Origin of the sequence: Macrococcus sp. DPC7161 (assembly GCF_004117835.1) — a bacterium.
In the GTDB taxonomy this organism is placed as follows: domain Bacteria; phylum Bacillota; class Bacilli; order Staphylococcales; family Staphylococcaceae; genus SDSC01.
The window spans coordinates 264,510-284,069 of record NZ_SDSC01000002.1 but is presented as its reverse complement, the minus strand read 5'-3'; the positions used below and the strand labels follow the sequence as shown (position 1 = coordinate 284,069).

General features: G+C 34.8%; 18 protein-coding genes and 1 riboswitch. Of the genes, 1 reads left to right on the top strand and 17 read right to left on the bottom strand.

Features of this window, described 5'->3' with window-relative positions:
- Positions 1-9: 9 nt before the first annotated feature.
- From ER639_RS05105 to ER639_RS05090, 4 genes are all read right to left on the bottom strand, one after another.
- Entirely contained in the window at positions 10-669 is a 660-nt protein-coding gene (locus tag ER639_RS05105) for a methionine ABC transporter permease (RefSeq protein WP_129064683.1), read from the bottom strand.
- Positions 669-1,673: a methionine ABC transporter ATP-binding protein gene (locus tag ER639_RS05100; RefSeq protein WP_129064682.1), complete on the bottom strand. Its 1,005-nt coding sequence runs from the start codon at positions 1,671-1,673 to the stop codon at positions 669-671. The genes ER639_RS05105 and ER639_RS05100 overlap by 1 nt, the downstream gene beginning before the upstream one ends.
- Positions 1,674-1,762: 89 nt before the next feature.
- A riboswitch (SAM riboswitch) is annotated at positions 1,763-1,865 on the bottom strand.
- 102 nt (positions 1,866-1,967) lie between these two features.
- Positions 1,968-5,090 carry an efflux RND transporter permease subunit gene (locus ER639_RS05095; RefSeq protein ID WP_129064681.1) on the bottom strand — a complete coding sequence of 1,041 codons (3,123 nt, stop codon included), beginning with the start codon at positions 5,088-5,090 and terminating at the stop codon, positions 1,968-1,970.
- Between the two features lie 144 nt (positions 5,091-5,234).
- Positions 5,235-6,086, bottom strand: coding sequence for an NAD(P)-dependent oxidoreductase (locus tag ER639_RS05090; RefSeq protein WP_129064680.1), 852 nt, complete (start codon positions 6,084-6,086; stop codon positions 5,235-5,237).
- 114 nt (positions 6,087-6,200) lie between these two features.
- On the opposite strand from ER639_RS05090, the gene ER639_RS05085 reads away from it, so the two are divergent.
- Positions 6,201-6,521, top strand: a complete 321-nt coding sequence (locus ER639_RS05085) for a hypothetical protein (RefSeq protein WP_129064679.1) — start codon at positions 6,201-6,203, stop codon at positions 6,519-6,521.
- Positions 6,522-6,586: 65 nt separating this feature from the next.
- Here the strand turns inward: ER639_RS05085 and proC are convergent, their stop codons facing one another.
- The 13 genes from proC to ER639_RS05020 form a co-directional block, all read right to left on the bottom strand.
- Positions 6,587-7,369 carry a pyrroline-5-carboxylate reductase gene (proC, locus tag ER639_RS05080; RefSeq protein WP_129064678.1) on the bottom strand — a complete coding sequence of 261 codons (783 nt, stop codon included), beginning with the start codon at positions 7,367-7,369 and terminating at the stop codon, positions 6,587-6,589.
- Positions 7,370-7,376: 7 nt separating this feature from the next.
- Positions 7,377-8,621 carry a lipid II:glycine glycyltransferase FemX gene (locus ER639_RS05075; RefSeq protein ID WP_129064752.1) on the bottom strand — a complete coding sequence of 415 codons (1,245 nt, stop codon included), beginning with the start codon at positions 8,619-8,621 and terminating at the stop codon, positions 7,377-7,379.
- 341 nt (positions 8,622-8,962) lie between these two features.
- Positions 8,963-9,688, bottom strand: a complete 726-nt coding sequence (locus ER639_RS05070) for a VOC family protein (RefSeq protein WP_129064677.1) — start codon at positions 9,686-9,688, stop codon at positions 8,963-8,965.
- A 133-nt stretch (positions 9,689-9,821) separates the two neighbouring features.
- Positions 9,822-10,517: a LutC/YkgG family protein gene (locus tag ER639_RS05065; RefSeq protein ID WP_129064676.1), complete on the bottom strand. Its 696-nt coding sequence runs from the start codon at positions 10,515-10,517 to the stop codon at positions 9,822-9,824.
- On the bottom strand, positions 10,517-11,950 hold the full coding sequence (locus ER639_RS05060; protein WP_129064675.1) for a LutB/LldF family L-lactate oxidation iron-sulfur protein: 1,434 nt from the start codon (positions 11,948-11,950) through the stop codon (positions 10,517-10,519). The genes ER639_RS05065 and ER639_RS05060 overlap by 1 nt, the downstream gene beginning before the upstream one ends.
- Positions 11,947-12,681, bottom strand: coding sequence for a (Fe-S)-binding protein (locus tag ER639_RS05055; protein WP_129064674.1), 735 nt, complete (start codon positions 12,679-12,681; stop codon positions 11,947-11,949). Before ER639_RS05055 ends, ER639_RS05060 begins: the two co-directional genes overlap by 4 nt.
- 120 nt (positions 12,682-12,801) lie before the next feature.
- Positions 12,802-13,503 carry a FadR/GntR family transcriptional regulator gene (locus ER639_RS05050; RefSeq protein ID WP_129064673.1) on the bottom strand — a complete coding sequence of 234 codons (702 nt, stop codon included), beginning with the start codon at positions 13,501-13,503 and terminating at the stop codon, positions 12,802-12,804.
- Positions 13,504-13,599: 96 nt separating this feature from the next.
- Positions 13,600-13,962, bottom strand: coding sequence for a dihydroxyacetone kinase phosphoryl donor subunit DhaM (dhaM, locus tag ER639_RS05045; protein WP_129064672.1), 363 nt, complete (start codon positions 13,960-13,962; stop codon positions 13,600-13,602).
- Positions 13,959-14,540 (bottom strand): dihydroxyacetone kinase subunit DhaL, encoded by a 582-nt coding sequence (gene dhaL, locus ER639_RS05040; protein WP_129064671.1) that lies wholly within the window; start codon positions 14,538-14,540, stop codon positions 13,959-13,961. Before dhaL ends, dhaM begins: the two co-directional genes overlap by 4 nt.
- A 21-nt stretch (positions 14,541-14,561) precedes the next feature.
- Positions 14,562-15,524, bottom strand: a complete 963-nt coding sequence (gene dhaK / locus ER639_RS05035; protein WP_129064670.1) for a dihydroxyacetone kinase subunit DhaK — start codon at positions 15,522-15,524, stop codon at positions 14,562-14,564.
- A gap of 236 nt (positions 15,525-15,760) precedes the next feature.
- A complete protein-coding gene (locus ER639_RS05030) occupies positions 15,761-17,416 on the bottom strand; it encodes a glycoside hydrolase family 13 protein (protein ID WP_129064669.1) in 1,656 nt (551 codons plus the stop codon).
- Positions 17,417-17,426: 10 nt separating this feature from the next.
- Positions 17,427-18,578, bottom strand: a complete 1,152-nt coding sequence (locus ER639_RS05025) for an ABC transporter ATP-binding protein (protein ID WP_129064668.1) — start codon at positions 18,576-18,578, stop codon at positions 17,427-17,429.
- Between the two features lie 11 nt (positions 18,579-18,589).
- Positions 18,590-19,558, bottom strand: a complete 969-nt coding sequence (locus ER639_RS05020) for a sugar phosphate isomerase/epimerase family protein (RefSeq protein ID WP_129064667.1) — start codon at positions 19,556-19,558, stop codon at positions 18,590-18,592.
- Between the last annotated feature and the right edge of the window lie 2 nt (positions 19,559-19,560).

The window sequence follows — 19,560 nt, the reverse complement described above, 5'->3', positions numbered from 1 at the left end:
TTTTCTCTCCTATTGTTTATTTGTTGTTTTGCTAATATAATCGCCAGTAATTTGGATCAACTGTACTAAAATAATTAAAATAACGACCGTGACAATCATAATGGTATTGTCATAACGATAATAACCATATCGAATGGCTAAATCTCCAATACCTCCACCTCCAATAACACCAGCTGTTGCGCTGTATGCTACAATGCTAATAATCGATAGTGTGATTGCTTGGAAAATGCCTGACATCGATTCAGGAATCAATACATCAAAAATAATTTGTTTTAAACTTGCACCGGTTGCCACGCAAGCTTCAATCACACCTTTATCCACTTCTTTAAGACTCGTTTCAATCAAACGTGCAAATAAAGGAATCGCTGCAAGTGTTAAAGCGACACTCGCGGCATAAGGGCCATGCGATTGGCCAGTAATCGTAGTCGCAAATGGCATAATCGCAACCATCAATATAATAAACGGAAATGATCGAATCACATTGACAATAAAACCGAGTATTGCATTAAATGGTCCGTTTGGTAATAATAATTGATTCCTTGTTAAGAAGAGTAAAATGCCAAGAGGCAAACCTATTAATACAGCCAATATGATGGCGATACCTACCATTAAGATGGTTTCTAAAAATGCTTGATATAACTCAGGTAATATTTCGACAAATCTTTCCATTATGCCACCTCAATCCCTTCTGATGCTTGTATGTATTCATATATACGTTGACGTTCTTCGTTCGTACCCGACACACTAAAAGTGAGCATTCCAAGTGGTTGATTTTGTATATACTCGATGCGCCCTTGAATTATAGATATGTCGCAATTAAATTGTTTGTATAAGTTATTTACAAATGCAGTTTCTGCTTTATCACCAATAAATTTAACTGTAATGATTTCTTTATTCGGTTCCTGTAGATTGATGTATTTCTCTGGCAATTCTAAATGATAAATTTCATTAACGAAGTGTTTCGTTAAACTGCTTTTAGGATTAGAAAATATCGTAAATACATCCCCTAACTCTACAATCTCTCCATGATCCATCACTGCTACTTCATCACAAATTTCTTTAATCACGTCCATCTCATGAGTAATCACCACAACAGTAATACCTAATTGACGATTAATATTCTGTATTAAATCTAAAATACTTTTCGTTGTTTCAGGATCTAGGGCACTCGTCGCTTCGTCACATAATAAAATATCTGGATTATTGGCTAAAGCCCTCGCAATACCAACACGTTGTTTTTGTCCACCCGATAGCTCTTTTGGATAATTATTTTTTCGCTCTGTTAAACCTACAAGTGCTAATAATTCATCAATTCTTCCTTGATAATCTTTTTCCTTAATGCCTGCTGCTTTTAAACTGAATGCAATGTTCTCAGCCACTGTTTTAGAATGAATCAAATTAAATTGTTGGAAGATCATGCCTACATTTAAGCGATGCTTTCGTAATGCAGATTGGTTGAATGTTGTCACATCTTGACCATTCACAATAACCTTACCTGACGTTGGTGTTTCTAGAAGATTAATGGTTCTAAGCAATGTACTTTTACCTGCACCAGAGTACCCAATCAATCCAAATATTTTCCCTTTTGGTATGGTTAAGTAAATGTCTTTCAGTGCATGTACGACATTTCCTTTTTTTCTGTAGACTTTTGATACATTGATGAACTCTATCACGATTAACACTCCATTCAATAAGATTCTACCGAAGCACTTATCCAAATAAAAAAACGTCATCGCAAAGTAGCAATGACGTTTTTTTAAATCACTTATCTACCAAGCTTTGCTTGTTGGATTTAGCACAGTACTCATAAGAGCCCGCTGCTGAGACTTCACAGGGCCAATTCCCTCCATCTCTCTGGATAAGAATATTCAGTTAATAATTAATTAGTTATAACTATAGTACGCTTCAAAATAAATGTCAAACATAATTTTTTAAATATTTTAAATTAATAGATATTTTACAACAATTTAAATTGTTGGTGATACTGTTTGTTTGCGACGTTTTTTACGATGTTTAATACGCATCAATATTTCGTAAACAACTGGTACTACAATTAAAGTAAGTAATGTAGATGATGTTAATCCCCCGATCACCGTTACACCTAGTGATTTTGAAATCAATACAGAACCATCTCCACCAAATAATAATGGTAATAATGCACCTACAGTTGCAAGTGCTGTCATTAAAATCGGTCTTACACGTGTCGTAGCTGCTTCTAATAACGCTTCGCGTGTTGATAACCCTTCAGCCTCTTTATTGATTACACGATCGATTAATACAATCGCATTTGTCACAACAATACCAATGAGCATTAACATCCCAATCATCGAAGGTACCGATAAAGTTTCTCCAGAAATCAACAATCCTAAAATGACACCGATGATTGTAAATGGTAACGAGAATAGAATCGCAAGTGGCGCTAACCCACCTTTAAAGGTTAATACTAAGATTAAATATACAATTGCGATTGCTGCTAACATCGCTAAACCAAGTTGAGAAAAGCTATCGCCAATATCTTCACTTGTGCCACCAACATGAACTTTCACATTCTTTGGTGTGTCCACTTTTTCAACTTGCTTTGTCACCGCTTGAGTTGCTTTAGTTACATCTTCACCTTTGATTTTACCTTCCACACTCGCTGCAATATTACCGTTATCACGTTTAATCGTATCTGATGTTTTACCAGATTCAATTGTTACAACGTCACTTAACTTCACAGACTTGCCAAGTGGCGATTGAATCGTTGTATTTTCTAATTTTTCTTTCGTCCAATTTGTAGATTTCTTAGTTGTTAACTTCACTTCTGTACTTTTACCTGCTGTCCCCACTTTAGTGACAACCGTTTCCGGACTACGTTGGTTTAAAGCCATCGCCACTTGACCTGCTGTTAATCCAAGTTCTGAAAGCTTGTTATGCTTCACTTTTAAAATATAACTATCATAACTATCAGATAGAGACGTTGATACGTTGGTAATTTCTTTAACAGTTTTCATTTCTTTTTCTAATGTTTTCACTGTATTTCTTATCGCATTTGTTGTTGGTCCTTCAACAGTTACTGTTACCGTATTTGTTGATCCACCTGTTGCGAAGTCTTGGTTTTTCCACGTACCCGGATGTTTGTAATCCGCTAATTTTTTCAACACATTTTCAGCTTCATTTTCCCAGTTTGGTGTATCTTTTTTGTATTCAACCATCATCGCCATATCATTTGAAGCGATTGGATTGAATGGATTTTTACCACCGACTGAAAACTGAACATTGTTCACGTATTTTTTAGATGACAAATATTTTTGAACTTGATCTCCGTGTTTAACCACCTCTTGCTCTGTCTCACCCGGTTTTGGCTTGTAAGTTAACGCAAGTAATTTATCTTCACCTGTTGAAATAAACGATGCACCTAAAAACGGTGTTAAACATAAACTACCAACAAGCAGTAAAATACTCACAATCGAAACAATCCATTTGTGGTTTAAAGACCAATTTAATATTTTACGGTAGAACTTTGCAATCACGCCAACTTTCTCTTCATCGTCATGATGCCCTTTTATACCATTTTTGAAGAACGTATGCCCTAACATTGGTACGATTGTAATCGCGATTAGTAATGATGCAAGTAATGCAAATACAACCGTATAAGCAAACGGTCTAAAGATTTCGCCGACAGATCCTGACACTAATCCTAAAGGTAAAAATACTGCTGCGGTTACCATTGTCGAAGACATGATAGGAATAAACATTTCTTTTGTTGCACTACTAATTAATGCCTCACCACGTAAATCATCTTTACGACTCATACGTCTAAAAATGTTTTCTATAACAACAATCGAATCATCAATTACACGTCCAATTGCAACTGTCATCGCACCTAAAGTCATAATATTTAATGAAATGTCCATTTGTTTTAATATCAATAAGGCAATTACAATAGACATTGGAATTGATACAACAGCGATTAATGTCGAACGAATATTACGTAAGAATAATAAGATCATTACGATAGCTACTAGCGCACCAATAATCGCTTTTTCAACCATTGTTTTAATAGAATCTTCTATTGGTTTTGCTTGGTCCATCATCAATACTGTGTTCATATCTGTATTGCTCTTTTTAAATGCTTTTACTTTATCTTTAACTTCATTTGCTAGTTTCACTGTATTCGCGTCATCTGATTTAACAACTTGTAAGCTCAATGAATCTTTGCCATTCGTTCTAGAAATAGATTCACGACTTGATACTTGTTTAATAGAGGCTATGTCTGATAATTTAACCGTTGGTACTTTAGATGGCATTGGCATGCTTGCTTGTGGAGAAGTTTGCATCGCCATAGCATTAGAATTCGCACCACCAGTTACAGGTACCTTTAAATCTTTCAATGCATTAACAGTTGTAAATTGCCCATTAACGATAATGCTCTTTAAATCATTTCCGAAAGCATATAATCCAAGTGGCGCATCGCTTGTTGCCCCTTTAATAAATTGCAATACACTTTCTTGTGTTAATCCTTTTGATTTTAATTTTTTCTCATCAAACTGTAATTCAACTTGTTCGACTTCTTGACCTGTGAAAGAAACACTTGTGACACCTTCGATTCCCTCAATTTCAGGTACTAAATCCTTTTTAATAGCCGCAGTTAAATCTTTAATATCCTTTTTATCACTTGAAATTGAGTAGCTTATAATCGGAAATGTATACATCGACATTTGAGAAACTTGTGAGTCTTTAACATCTTCAGGTAAATCTATTTTCCCGAGTTCTTTTTCTAATTTATCCTGTGCTTTATCCATATCCGTACCAAACTTATATTGAATGGTTACAGCTGAAGCATTTTCCATCGACTGGCTTTGTACTTTATCAACACCAGATAAACTTTTTACTTTTTTCTCAATCGGATCTGTCACACCATCTAAGACATCTTCAGGTGCTGCACCTGGATATGGGGTTGTTACTGTAATAACTGGAGTTGACATACTCGGCAACATTTCCATTTTCATTTTTGCCGCACTATAAATACCACCAAAAAGTACAATGATGGTCATGAGCCAAAGCGCCAACTTATTATGTAGTGAAAAATCAATAATATTCTTAATCACAAGATTTCCTCCATTTTTAAATTTCTACCAAATATAGTATACAACAAAAAAACATATATTCATTGTAATTCATACGCTTATAAGCAATATAATGAATATATATTTAAATTGATTGATTTATTGATTAAGCAAATAACCAATGAATTATTCTTGATAAGATTGATAAATGATATGTGTTCCCGTTGAATTTTTTAACTCGTCACTTAAATCATCGTAGATTTGGTATGCTAGTGCCAATCCAGGTAATTGAATCCCCATTTTCTCAGCTTCCATTAATGCGATACCCATGTCTTTCAAAAAGTGATGTGTATAAAATCCAGGTTGATAATCACCTTTTAACATTCTTGGAGCTAAGTTACTTAATGACCAGCTACCTGCCGCACCTTGAGAAATTGTTTCTAATACACGTTCCACATCAAGTCCAGCAGATTTCGCATAATACAAGCTTTCTGCCACACCAATCATACCAGATGCAATCGCAATTTGATTGGCCATTTTAGTATGTTGGCCACTACCTGCCTTACCGAAATATTGTATCTTTTGACCAAACATTTCTAATATCGGCAATACTTTTTCATATGCTGCTTCATCGCCACCGACCATGATTGAAAGCGTGCCATTTTTAGCACCGACATCCCCACCACTTACTGGCGCATCTAAAACTGAAATATCTTTTTCTTTAAATGCTTCGTAAATTTCATCAGCCAGTTCTGGACTACTTGTTGTACAATCAATAAAAATTTGTCCTGGCTTAGCACCTTTGATTAAGCTCTCTTCACCTAAGTATGTTTCATAAACATCGTCTGGATAACCTAGCATCGTAATCACAATATCTGATGATTGTGCCACGATTTTTGGAGAATCACACCAAGTCGCACCTTGATCAATCAAGCCTTGTGCTTTTTTCTTCGTACGATTGTATACAAATAATTCTCCTTGAATATGACTTGCCATGCTACTGCCCATCACACCAGTTCCGATAAATCCAACTTTCATGAATAACACTCCTCATTAATAATTTGAATCATGGTAAATTTATTATTTTTGGTATTTATTTTGTTTGTTATTTTTAATTTATCGATTACAATAGATTTAAATGGAGGGGTAATCATGCAAAAAGTAATGATGACTTTATTATTGGTCATGCACGTCGTGTTTTTTTTAAGCTACTTTATTCATAGTGGTATCATTTTTTTAACCACTTATTTTTGGCTCATATTTTGTATTATTACTTTTATTTTAGGAATCAGTTATCATTTCTCAATTGTTGCTGAAAAGCATGATAAAAAAACATCATTTCGCATTCTTGCTATGACTCTTTCAACATTTAGTCTATTTAACTTTTTCTTTATTTTATACATTACTTTTATTGACCCATTTATTTATCTTGAAGCCAATCAAAAACTAGATACTATATTTAAATTCTTTTAATTTTAAAAGCTTGAGACACAATTCAATGTCCAAGCTTTTTATTATTAGGTAAAAACTAACCTTTATTATTTATTTTTCTCATGTACAGCGTTCATTGCTTCGATAATCGCATTTCTAAAACCTAACTTTTCTAAAGTCATGACACCTTGAATCGTTGAACCACCAGGTGAAGTGACTTGGTCCTTTAATACACCAGGATGTAACTTTGTCTCTTGCACCATTGCTGCAGCACCCATTAACATTTCACTGATCATTTGATAGGCTGTTTCTCTATCTACACCAACGCTTACTGCATTATCAGCCATTGCTTCAATTAACATGTAAATAAACGCAGGTGATGACCCTGTTATACCTGGCATTGTATACATTAGCGATTCATCAATCCAATGTACATCGCCAAGTATTTCAAATGTCTCTTCTAATAGCTTTTTTTCTTTTTTTGAAACTAAGACGTTATTACTCATTGGTAACACACCTTGATTCACACCTACTGGCGTATTTGGCATTACACGAACAATTTTTTGATCTTCAGCGAATAAATCGTCTATATTATCTATCGTGACGCCGCCTAATATTGATATTAAAATTTGATGTGGTTGAACATGTTTCCTTAATTTATTTGCGACTTCTCTTAAGCTTTTAGGTAATATCCCTAATACGACGACATCATATGTTGCAATGTCACTTATTTTGTGAAGTGGTGTCACACTATGATTTTCAGTAAATACATCTAACTTTTCTTTATCACGTAGCCATACACCTAACTGTTCTTGTTGTAGTCCACCACGGTTAAAACCTTTAACCATGTTGGACACCATCTTACCGCCACCAATAAATGCTATTTTCATAAGCCACCTACTTACGACCTTTCGTCATTTTTAACTTCATTTTCGTGATACGAGGTTTTACTTCTTCAATCAATTTATACATTGGTTTATTTAATACATAATCAAATTCACCTATTTTTTCACTTAAATGCGTACCCCACATCTTTTTAAATTGCCATAATCCATAATGCTCTGAATCCTTACTTGGATTATTGCTTGTGCCACCAAAATCATAACTTTTAGCACCTTTATCACGTGCGAATTTCATCATTGTAATTTGCATGTTGTGGTTTGGTAAATAATCTCTATATTCATTACTTGATGCACCATATAAATAATATGATTTATGACCACTAAACGTCAGTAAAGCACCAGATAAATATTTCCCTTCTGGATGCGTTTCATTTAGTTGTTCTAATTCTTCAACTTGTTTCTCTAATTTTGCTACTTTAATACCGATGTCTTTAAGCTGATTTTGTGCTTTCTTTTGATCTTGTTTTGGCAATAATTTTTCTTTTTGTGCATTTAAATTTTTTAGCTCTTCTTGTAACTTTGGAATCACATGACTTGGTACAAGTTTCACGAGAAACAACTCAGCATCACCGTTAGGATTCAACGAATCATAAATCGTTTCAAAGTATGAAACATCGCGTGTTAAAAAGCCATCACGTTCTCCTGTTTCTTTCATCAGCTGCGCAAATATTTTTAAATCTTCACGTTTAGCAACAATCGCTTCCGTACCTTTTTTCAAACTCAGTTTCACACGAGAACGATTGTTCTTTTCGAAACTCGCAATTAAATCCTCATCAGACTTATCAATATCCGTAATCATTGTCATACGTGGTTGAATATAGTTTTTACTCAATCCATCTTCGAATCCTTTATGTACAAAACCTAATGCTTCTAAATCTTTTAACATCGTTTCAGCATTTTGAACTTCCACATCTGGATCAATCTTAATTGCATATGCTTTTTCACGTTTAGCGGTAGCAATTGCAATTTCTGTTAACTTTTCTACCACTGCTTTATCTGCATAATCGCAAACAAAGCCACGAGAGATATAACATAATGTAAACGGTAATTTCGGTACACGCTTAAACTGAAGTAACGCCACACCTTTGACAGTTTCTCCATCTCCAACAGCAATACGTCTAAAATACCAACCCGTTAAACTTTTAGAATTTGCCCAAGTCGTTAATTGCAGTAAATCTCCATTTGGGTGTGTTTTTACAAAAGTATCATGTGCCTCATTTGATATATTCATCTGTTTAATTGTCATATTAAATTCCCTTCTTTGTTACGAATTCCATATTTATTTATACTTATGTTATCATGTAAACATACTATTGATAAGGATGATTACATGTTTAAAAATATACTTCTTATTATACTGTTACTCCTCAATGCTGTACTTGGTATCCAACTCCATATAAAAGTTACCATTGACTATTTGAGTATACACGTACTTATCGCTGGAATCAGCTTCATCATTACAACATTGCTTGCCATAACGCACCCATTAAAATTAACAAAATACATAATCAGCGCAGCATTTTTATTTATTGTTTTTCACATATATGAAATTGTAATGATCATCTATCATTATGTTTATACCTAATAAAAGGTATACATACCACCATGTGTCTTAAAGGTGTCGTTATATAATTCAGATTTGATTTTTACATGCTCTATTTTATTGACGTCACCTTGCATCACATGGATATTAGGTGAATTTACTTTCACCAACATTTCTTCAGTATGTTCAAAGTTCAAATACTTCTCAAAAAATTGAGTCATTTGCTTTGTATCTTTGGCCAAAATGAAAATATCAGTAATATCAAGTGGTTGGAAATAAGGCATTAATTGTCCTTCCCTCTCCATTTCTGGTTCGCCCCACTGAATAAAGAATGGTAATTCAAAGTCAAATCCTTCAATCGGTTCTAAATAAAGTAATGACCAACTCAAAACTGTCCCATCTGGTTTCGTTCGAGACATTCTATTCGGCCCAATTGTCTTTAATCCTAATTGATTAAAATGATGCTTTAATATTTCAATATCTTCAGTTCTAAAACACATACGTACAAATCCTTCTTGATAACCTATACGCTTTAAACTACTTGCAAAACTTACATATTCCTTCTCATCTAAACTTGCACGCTCTACCAAAGTTTGATCAAAAATATCAATAAACTCGATATACTTCAAATCAAAGTAACTCAAATAATTAAACGTCCCAAGTGTATCGTGGCGACCACCTTCTTGCAATGACAAATAATCATTTGGAAAACGAAAGTGTGTCAAATCCTTCACATAATGAATCACATGATCAAACGCTATCATGAGCAATCTCCTTTTAATATTGTTATTCAACGTATTAAGTTCATTTTAAAGAATATCCATGCGAAACTAAAGCAATATGGATTTAAAAAAAGTTCGAGCCAATCCGCTTAGGAATAGGCTCGAACCTTTTGAATTATTTATCTTCAACAACAATATAAGTTGCTTTGATTGGACCGTGTACACCCACGACTAATTTCATTTCAATATCTGCTGAGTTAGATGGACCCGTAATTAAGTTAATACATGTTGGGAATTCATCTGCATTGTCTTTGTTCATTTGGTTCATTTGTTGTGCTGCTTGAGTAAATCTTGGTACGATTGTTGACTTTGGAATAATTGCGATGTAAGTTGCAGGTAACAAGCTCACACTACGACCTTTTCCTTTATCTGCATACAATACAACTGTACCACTTTCAGCTAGCGTAATATCACTAAAAGTAATACCAACATTTGCACGTTCAGCGACTTTAATGTTTTCATCACCTTTAGAAGTATCCCAAATAAATGTGTCAAACGCCTTTAAATCAATGCCATACTCTTGAAAGCGTTCATCATCCCATGCAATGACTTCACCATTACCATACTTATCAATCACTTCAGTTAAAACACGTTGCAAGTCTTTTTGAGTTGTTTGTACAACATCCGTATGAATAAATTCACCATGTGTTTTTAATACTTGAACCAGTTCATCTTGTGATAAGTCTGTTAATGTTTTATCTTGTGGACGGAATTGCCATTCAGGAATCTTCACATCTGTTGGCATTTCTCGCTTTAAATTCGCAGCAATATTTTTTAAAAATTTATCTTTTCCTTGAATTGATCCTGCCATTATTTTGCACCTTCTTTCAAGCGATTTTTCATCCAATCACGGAAGTTTTCTTTATCCGGCATTGGGAAATCACGTGTTGCAGTCCATGCTTGTAATGGTTTAGGACCTTTAGTAATCATGTGACTTTCTTTATTTTCAAATGGTGACATAATGCTTGGTGCCATTTTTGTACCATACTTGAATAACGTTGCATGTGACGCCCCTTGTGCAAAACCTTTCATAATTAAACGTTCAGCAACCGGAGACATTTTTTCTTCTTCTACAATGACACGTCTATGTTCTAATAATAAGTCATGTAACGGGATCTTAACTGGACAAGCTTCCGTACACGCACCACATAAAGTTGATGCATAAGGTAGTTCTTTGTATGTTTCATAACCACCAAGTAATGGTGATAATACCGCACCAATTGGACCAGGATAAATTGAACCATATGAGTGCCCACCAACTTGACGGTAAACTGGACAAACATTCACACATGCCGCACAACGAATACATTGTAAGATAGATTGGAATTGTGTGCCTAAAATTTTAGAACGGCCATTATCAACGATAATTAAATGGAATTCTTCTGGTCCATCAATTTCATCTTCTGCACGTGGTCCTGTTAGTGTCGTTACGTAACTTGTTAAACGTTGCCCTACAGCTGAACGTGTTAACATAGAAACCAATACTTCTAACTCTTCGTGAGTAGGCACTAAGCGTTCCATACCCATTACAGTAATTTGAGTTTTAGGTAACGTCGTTACCATACGTGCATTTCCTTCGTTTGTTACTAAAGTAAATGAACCACTTTCAGCAACACCGAAGTTACATCCTGTGATACCAACATCTGCACTTAAGAATTCTTCACGTAATTTTTTACGTGCGTGTAATGCGAGTTCACCAGGGTCACTAGAACCTGTGTAACCTGTTTTTTCTGTAAATACCTTTTGAATTTGTTCTTTATTTAAATGTAATGCCGGTGCAACAATATGTGATGGTGGGTTGTGATCATCCACTTGTAAGATGTACTCGCCTAAGTCTGTTTCGATGACTTCACATCCTACCGCTTCCATCGCTTCATTTAAGCCAATCTCTTCTGTTACCATTGATTTAGATTTTGCTACTTTTTTTGCATTTTTATCTTTTAAAACTTTTTGTACGTATTGGTTCGCTTCTTCTGCTGTTTCAGCAAAGAATACATGCCCGCCTTTTTTCGCAACATTTTCAGCTAACATATTTAAATAGTAATCTAAGTTCGCTAATGTATGTTGACGAATTTCTTCAGAATGACTTCTCCATTCTTCCCAGTTGCCTAATTCTTCTTGTGCTTTAATTTTACGTTCACGTAAACGGTCTTGTGCACTTGATACAGCTCCACGCATAAAATCATCTTTAAGTTCTGTTTTAACGGCCTTTTTAAAATTGTCCGTTCCGATTCTCATACTCATCGTACCACCGCCTCTGCTTGATTGTTTAAGATTTCAACAATGTGATAAACCTTAACATTCGCACCACGACGTTTAATACGACCTTCAATATTCATTAAGCAACTTGCATCGCCACCAACAAGGTAGTCTGCGCCACTTTCAACGATACAATCTACTTTCTCATCAACCATTTCGCCAGATACATCGTTCATCTTAACAGCGAATGTACCACCGAAACCGCAACAATTATAGTATTTTGGTAATTCAACCACTTCTAAGCCTTCAACTTGTTCAAGTAAAATTTTAGGTGCAGTAACATTACCTAATAATCTCGTCATGTGGCATGATGGATGAATTGTTGCTTTACCTTCTAATTTAGCACCCACATTCGTTACACCTAAAACTTCAACGATAAATTGTGTAATTTCATAAGTTTTATTGGCTAAACGTTCTGCTTTGTCTTTCCAAACTAAATCACTTTCAAATAAATGTGGATAATGCTTAAACATTGTTACACATGATCCTGAAGGTGCTACGACTACTTCAGAATTTTCAAATGCTTTAATCATATTTTTAGCAGCTTTTTTTGTTTCTTCATGATACCCCGAGTTGTATGCTGGTTGCCCGCAACATACTTGTGCTGCAGGAAAATCTACTTCACAACCTAACTTTTCTAAAAGTTCAACAGTTGCTATACCGACTCTTTTTTCAAAGACGTCTACTAAACAAGTACTAAATAAACTTACCTTCATTTATAACCACCCTTTCTATTTCGAATGTGCCCAACGTTCGAAATTTCACATAGTCATCCGATGACTATATGTCTATCAGTATCATTTTAGTGAACTATAGTGGTTATTGCAAGCGCTATCTTATGAAATTTGTAAGTTATCAATGAGTACTTGTTCAACTTCTGATAAATGTTCATTCATTTTTTGTTCAGATAGCGATACATCCATAGATTCAATTGCCAAATAAATTTCCAAATGTTCTTTATAAAGTTTCTCAATGGACTTCGTGCCGTTATATACCCAAATAGAACGTGTTTCTTTCATTGTTGTCTTCATCACATCAGATACATCCGTTAATAATTTTACTAATAATTGATTGCCAGATGCTTTAGCGATTGCTAAATGAAAGTGCAAGTCACTTTGTTCTCCTAATTGGTTATCATTGACTGCTTGTTGCATTTGTTCTAGCGTTTCCTTGATTTCTGCTAAATGTTCACTTGATCGATTCAACGCTGCCATTCTTACAGATGCTACTTCTATAATTTTACGCACTTCAAGTAAATCAATGATGTCTTTTTTCTTGAATACAGACATTTCCTGTGTAAAGACCTTTGGTTTATTTGCTTTTACAAAAGTACCTTGACCATGTCGAATATCTAATAAACCCATACCTCGAAGTGTATTGAGTGCTTCTCGAATAGAAGCTTGGCCCACACCAAATTCTTTTGCAAGCTTTTCAATTGATGGTAAACGTTCTCCTGGTTCAAGTTCACCATTCATTATACGTTCTTTAAATATTTCAGCAATTTCTTCATATAATTTCTTCGTGTTTAATTTAGACAATTTTTTAATCCCCCGATGCATGAATACTGCACTTTATTATACCAAATCATGCAACTGGCTTATATAAACGGATGCATAAATTTCATTTTATTGGTACTATTTTTCCTTAAAATTATTACTCAATGTATCCATTACTTCATCCACTGTTTTACCTAGACTAAGCTCAACTGCAGCAATAAAACTACCTTCAACAATCGGATAATGAGCCACGGTAATATGTTGATAATCATTTAATTCGATTGCCATTTCTACATTCATACGACTCGATCCAATATCATAAAATACAAGTGCTTCTTCTACAGATTCAAACATTTTTGTAATGTCATCAATTGACGTACCTATATTACCTTCAATACCACCACATACTTGAATTGAGACATCATTTGTCATTTCACGTAATAAATCATTCAATCCGTTTGCTAGTTTTTCACTATGACTGACGATACATAATGTTGTCATGATCTCACACCTTCTAACAATGTATTAATAATATAAGATGCACTCATTGCACCTGGATCGACTACGCCAATCGATTTTTCTTTAAAATATGCAGCACGCCCTTTTGTAGCCATAATTTCTTTCGTATTTAATGCATATTGCGTTACTTCTTCTTTTGAAGGAATACGTCCACTTTCAAGATCCTCATACACATGACTTACAACATCATACATTGTTTTTTCATTTTTAGTGACCTTACCACGTGTTTCAATCGCTTCTTTAAATGCTTTGAAATAGTCTTGAATATTTTCTGAAGTGATTTCGTCATGTCCTACTTGTGCCATCTTTACAAATGAAAAGCCGTATAAAGGACCACTTGCACCTCCAACAGCACTCATTAAAGTCATTCCACATGACTTTAAGACATCACTCACTGTGTCACCCGATAACTTTTCTGATACTGCTTTAAAACCACGTAACATATTTACTCCATGATCGCCGTCACCAATTTCACGGTCAAGGTTTGTTAAATTTGCTTCTTCTTGTTCAAATATCGGTAATAAACCTACTAAACTTGATTTTAATACTTCTGCGTTCATCTTATTCTCCTCTACTCTCAATTAATGGAAATATACACTTTTCGTTGGGGCTTCAAAAGCCTTTAATAAAGCTGCATCACTTGGGATTAACGTTAATGAAAAACCTTGCATATCTAATGCTGTCATATAGTTACCACAATATAATTTTGAAAGTTCTAATCCATTGCTTTCAAAGTATTGTTGCACATAGTGATTCACTACAGAAAGCTCTGATAAAGGTGTGCCACCCATACCATTGACCATCACGATAAACGATTTCTCAGTACGTTCTTTTTGTAATTCGTGCATTAATCGTTCAACAATTTTATCCACTGTTTCAACCTTTTCACGGTAGATACCTTTTTCACCATGAATACCAATACCAATTTCCATTTCATCTTCAGCAAGTTCGAATCCATGTTGACCTGTCGTTGGTACCATACAAGGTTCAATCGCCATACCAATCGTTGAAATGTTTGGTAATAATGCTGTTACTTTTTCTTTAATACTTTCTAAACTTTCACCTTGTTCTGCTAAGTAACCCGCAAATTTATGAACAAAAACTGTACCTGCAACACCACGGCGTTGGTCTTTATTTTCAATCGCAATATCATCAGCAACGACGACCATATCCACTTTAATATCTTCCATCATGGCCATATCCATCGCCATTTCAAAGTTCATCACATCACCAGAGTAATTTTTAACAATTAATAATACGCCCGCTTCAGTCGCTACTGCTTTAATCGCATCATAAATTTTGTCTGGTGTAGGTGAAGTAAACACTTCTCCAACAACCGCAGCATCTAGCATCCCTTGTGCTACATAACCTGCATGTGCTGGTTCATGACCACTACCACCACCTGAAATAAGTGCGACTTGATTGGCTTTCTTTTCTTTGCGTACTAGTACCGTCTCACTAACTACCTCATGCTCACCTAGTAAGGCTGTACCTTTAATCATGTCACTCACAAATGTTGTTTTTTCTTTAAGTAATTTCTTCATATATAGACCTCCTCTTTTTTCATTTTTATTATATTACTAATGTATAGAAAGCGCTAACAATTGTATGTACAAAAAAAGCGTATAGGACTGAATAGTATCCTAAACGCTTTTGTCATGCCTTATTTTCAGCATTCCCAAAGCAGCAACTTCGGTAAAAACTGCACATTTACTCAAAATCAAAAACGATTTTGGCTAATGTTCCGTTTTTACTTGTTGCTAACCGCTTTTGTCATGCCTTATTTTTTATAATATACTCGTGCTTCAAATGGTTGTAATGTAATGGTATTACTTTCATGTGCTTCTACTTCATAGTTATTTAATACCAATTCATCTGAGTTAAATGTAATGCCCTCGTCATCTAAAGACACTACTGTATCCGTTAAGTTCCCTAATACAACAACCACTTCATCATTTAATGTTCTTGTATACGCGAAAACATGTTCATCTTCTTCATAAATCAAATCAAATGTACCATATGTCATAATGTCATTATTCTTTTTGAATTGAATCATTTTTTTGTAGTAATTTAAGATTGATTTTGGATTTTTTTCTTCTACAAACACATTAACGGTTTCATAGTTTGGATTTACTTTTAACCAAGGTGTATTTTCAGAGAAACCTGCATTTTTAGTGTCATCCCATTGCATTGGTGTTCTTGAATTGTCACGTGATTTTAATTGTAACATTTCAATGATTTCTTCTTTAGATTTCCCTTGTTTTAATTCATCGTTATAAATATTCTTTGCATGCACATCATCGAACTCCGTAATATCTGTAAATGGATAGTTCGTCATACCGATTTCTTGTCCTTGATAAATGAACGGTGTCCCTTGTTGTAAGAAATACACAGTACCATGTGCAGTTGCACTTTCCATGCGGTAATCTTCACTTCCCCATGTCGACGGAATTCTTGGTCGGTCATGGTTTTCAATGAATAATGCATTCCATCCGTTTCCTTCAAGTCCTTTTTGCCAACTGCTTAATACTTTTTTGTATCCAAGAACATCAAATTTACGTAACTCATGTCCCCATAAATTTAAATGCTCAAATTGGAATACCATATTGAACTTACCATTTTTCTCGCCAACCCAATCATCCGCATCATCAATTGTTACACCATTCGCCTCACCAACTGTCATGATGTCGTATTTAGAAAATGTTTCTTGTTTCAACTCTTCTAAATATTTTTGAATGCCTGGTTGATTCATATGCGCTTCAAATGATTGTACATAATCTAGCTTTTCAGGGTTCTTCATATCCCCTTTTTCAAATGATTTTTTAATGTGGCTGATAGCATCTACTCGGAAGCCATCGATGCCTTTATCTAACCACCAATTGATCATGTTATACACTGCTTGTCGCATGTCTTTATTTTCCCAGTTTAAATCTGGTTGTTTACGACTGAATACATGTAAGTAATATTGATCTGTTGTTGCGTCATATTCCCAAGCTGAACCTTCAAAAATACTTGCCCAGTTATTTGGTTCTTTACCGTCTTTAGGGTCTTGCCAAATGTACCAATCGCGGTAATCCGAATCTTTATTGCGCTTAGATTCAATAAACCAAGGATGTTCATCACTTGTATGATTCACAACTAAATCTAATATTAGTTTCATACCACGCTGATGCGTTTCAATCAATAAACGATCAAAGTCTTCCATCGTACCAAAGTCTTTCATAATGGCTTGATAATCACTAATATCATAACCATTATCATCATTTGGCGACTCAAAAATTGGTGAAACCCAAATCACATCAATCCCTAAGTCCTTTAAATAATCCAATTTCTCAGTGATACCATTGATATCACCAATGCCATCTCCATTTGAATCTTTAAAGCTACGTGGATATACTTGATAGCATACCGCTTCTTTCCACCACTTTTTAGTCATGTTGGCCTCCTTAGTTATTCGCTTCTTCTTGTTTTAACGCTTCTAATCGGCGTTGTTCAGTTAGTGGTTTAATACGATTTGTTGTTTCAAAATCAAAGAAATGTGCTTTATTCATATCAATCGCAAGTTTAACAACATCTCCAGGAGATAAATCACTTCTTGCATCAATTTTAGAAATAAACTCTTGTCCTTCAAATTCTGAATAAACCATTACTTCTGAGCCTAATAGCTCGCTCACTGTTACCTTTGTTTCAAACGCTGTTTTCTCTGATGCATTAATGAAAATTGGCTCATCATGAATATCTTCTGGACGAATACCGAATTTAATCTTTTTACCAACATAACCTTGCGCTTTTAATGATTTCATAATACCTTCAGGTACTGCAAATTCATGTTGTCCTACTTTGATTGCGTGTTCTGTTAATAATGCATCAAAGATGTTCATTGGTGGAGAACCGATAAATTCTGCTACGAAAATATTTTCCGGGAAATCATAGACTTCACGTGGTGTGCCCACTTGCATAATGTCACCGTCTTTTAAGACAACAATACGGCTTGCCATCGTCAATGCTTCTGTTTGATCGTGTGTTACGTAAATCGTTGTTGTTTGTAATCTTTCATGTAATTTAGAAATTTCAGCACGCATTTGTACACGTAATTTCGCATCTAAGTTCGATAAAGGTTCATCCATTAAGAATACTTTTGCTTCACGTACAATTGCACGTCCAAGTGCAACACGTTGACGTTGACCACCTGATAATGCTTTTGGTTTACGGTCTAAATATTCTGTAAGACCTAAAATCTTTGCCGCTTCATCAACACGACGTTTAATTTCATCTTTAGGTGTTTTGCGTAATTTCAAACCAAATGCCATGTTATCAAATACGGTCATATGTGGATACAATGCATAGTTTTGGAATACCATCGCAATGTCACGATTTTTTGGGGCAACATCGTTCATACGTACGCCATCAATTGTAAAATCACCTGATGTAATATCTTCTAATCCTGCTATCATACGTAATGTTGTAGATTTCCCACAACCTGATGGGCCAACAAAAACGATAAATTCTTTATCTTTAATATGTAAGTTAAAATCTTTAACTACTGTGTTACCACCGTCATAAGTTTTTTTAATGTGTTCTAATTTAATATCTGCCACTTGAATTCCTCCTATGCCCACCACATGTCAGTAGGTGATTCTTTTATCATTACTTGCTTTAAATTTTTGACTGCTGTTTTAAATCCTTCATCGATACTCATTAATGGGTCTTCATGCTCAATACTTACAACATAATCATAGCCATAAGTTCTTAAAGCGCTCATCATATCGCTCCATTCATGCAATGGATGTCCACATCCAACACTTCTAAATGTCCAACTGCGCGTTTGAACATCTCCATAAGGTTGCATATCTAAAAGACCATACATATTCACATTGTCTTGATCGATATAAGTATCTTTTGCATGGAAATGATGGATTGCATTTTCTTTACCTAATATTTTAATCGCCGCAACAGGATCAATACCTTGCCACCACATATGACTTGGGTCTAAATTGGCACCAATGTATTCGTTTGTTGCTGCTCTTAATTTTAACATGGTATAAGGTGAATGTACTAAGAAACCACCGTGTAGTTCAATACCAATTTTAACGTTTTTAGACTTAGCTAGTTCAGCGATTTCTTTCCAATAAGGAATTAATTTTTCTTCCCATTGCCAATGATAAATGTCCATATAATCCGTTGGCCAAGCCACCACAGGCCAATTCGGTTTCGTCGCTGTTTCACTATCTCCCGCTGTACCACTGAAACAATTCACAACTGGGATACCCATTAATGATGCCAATTCGATTGAATTTCTTAACGCTTCATCTGATTCACGACGCTCTTGTTCATTTGGACTAATTGGATTACCATGACAGCTTAATGCAGAAATAAATAATCCTCTATCTTCAAATGCTTTTAAGTAATTTTTTCGTGCATCTTCTGAATGCAATAATGTCTCTACATCAATATGTGCGCTACCTGGATTACCACCTGAACCAACTTCAACAGCTTCAAGTCCTGCACCTTGTACATAATCTAGCATTTCATCAAATGTCATATCGTTAAATAATGGATTAAACACACCTAATTTCAAAG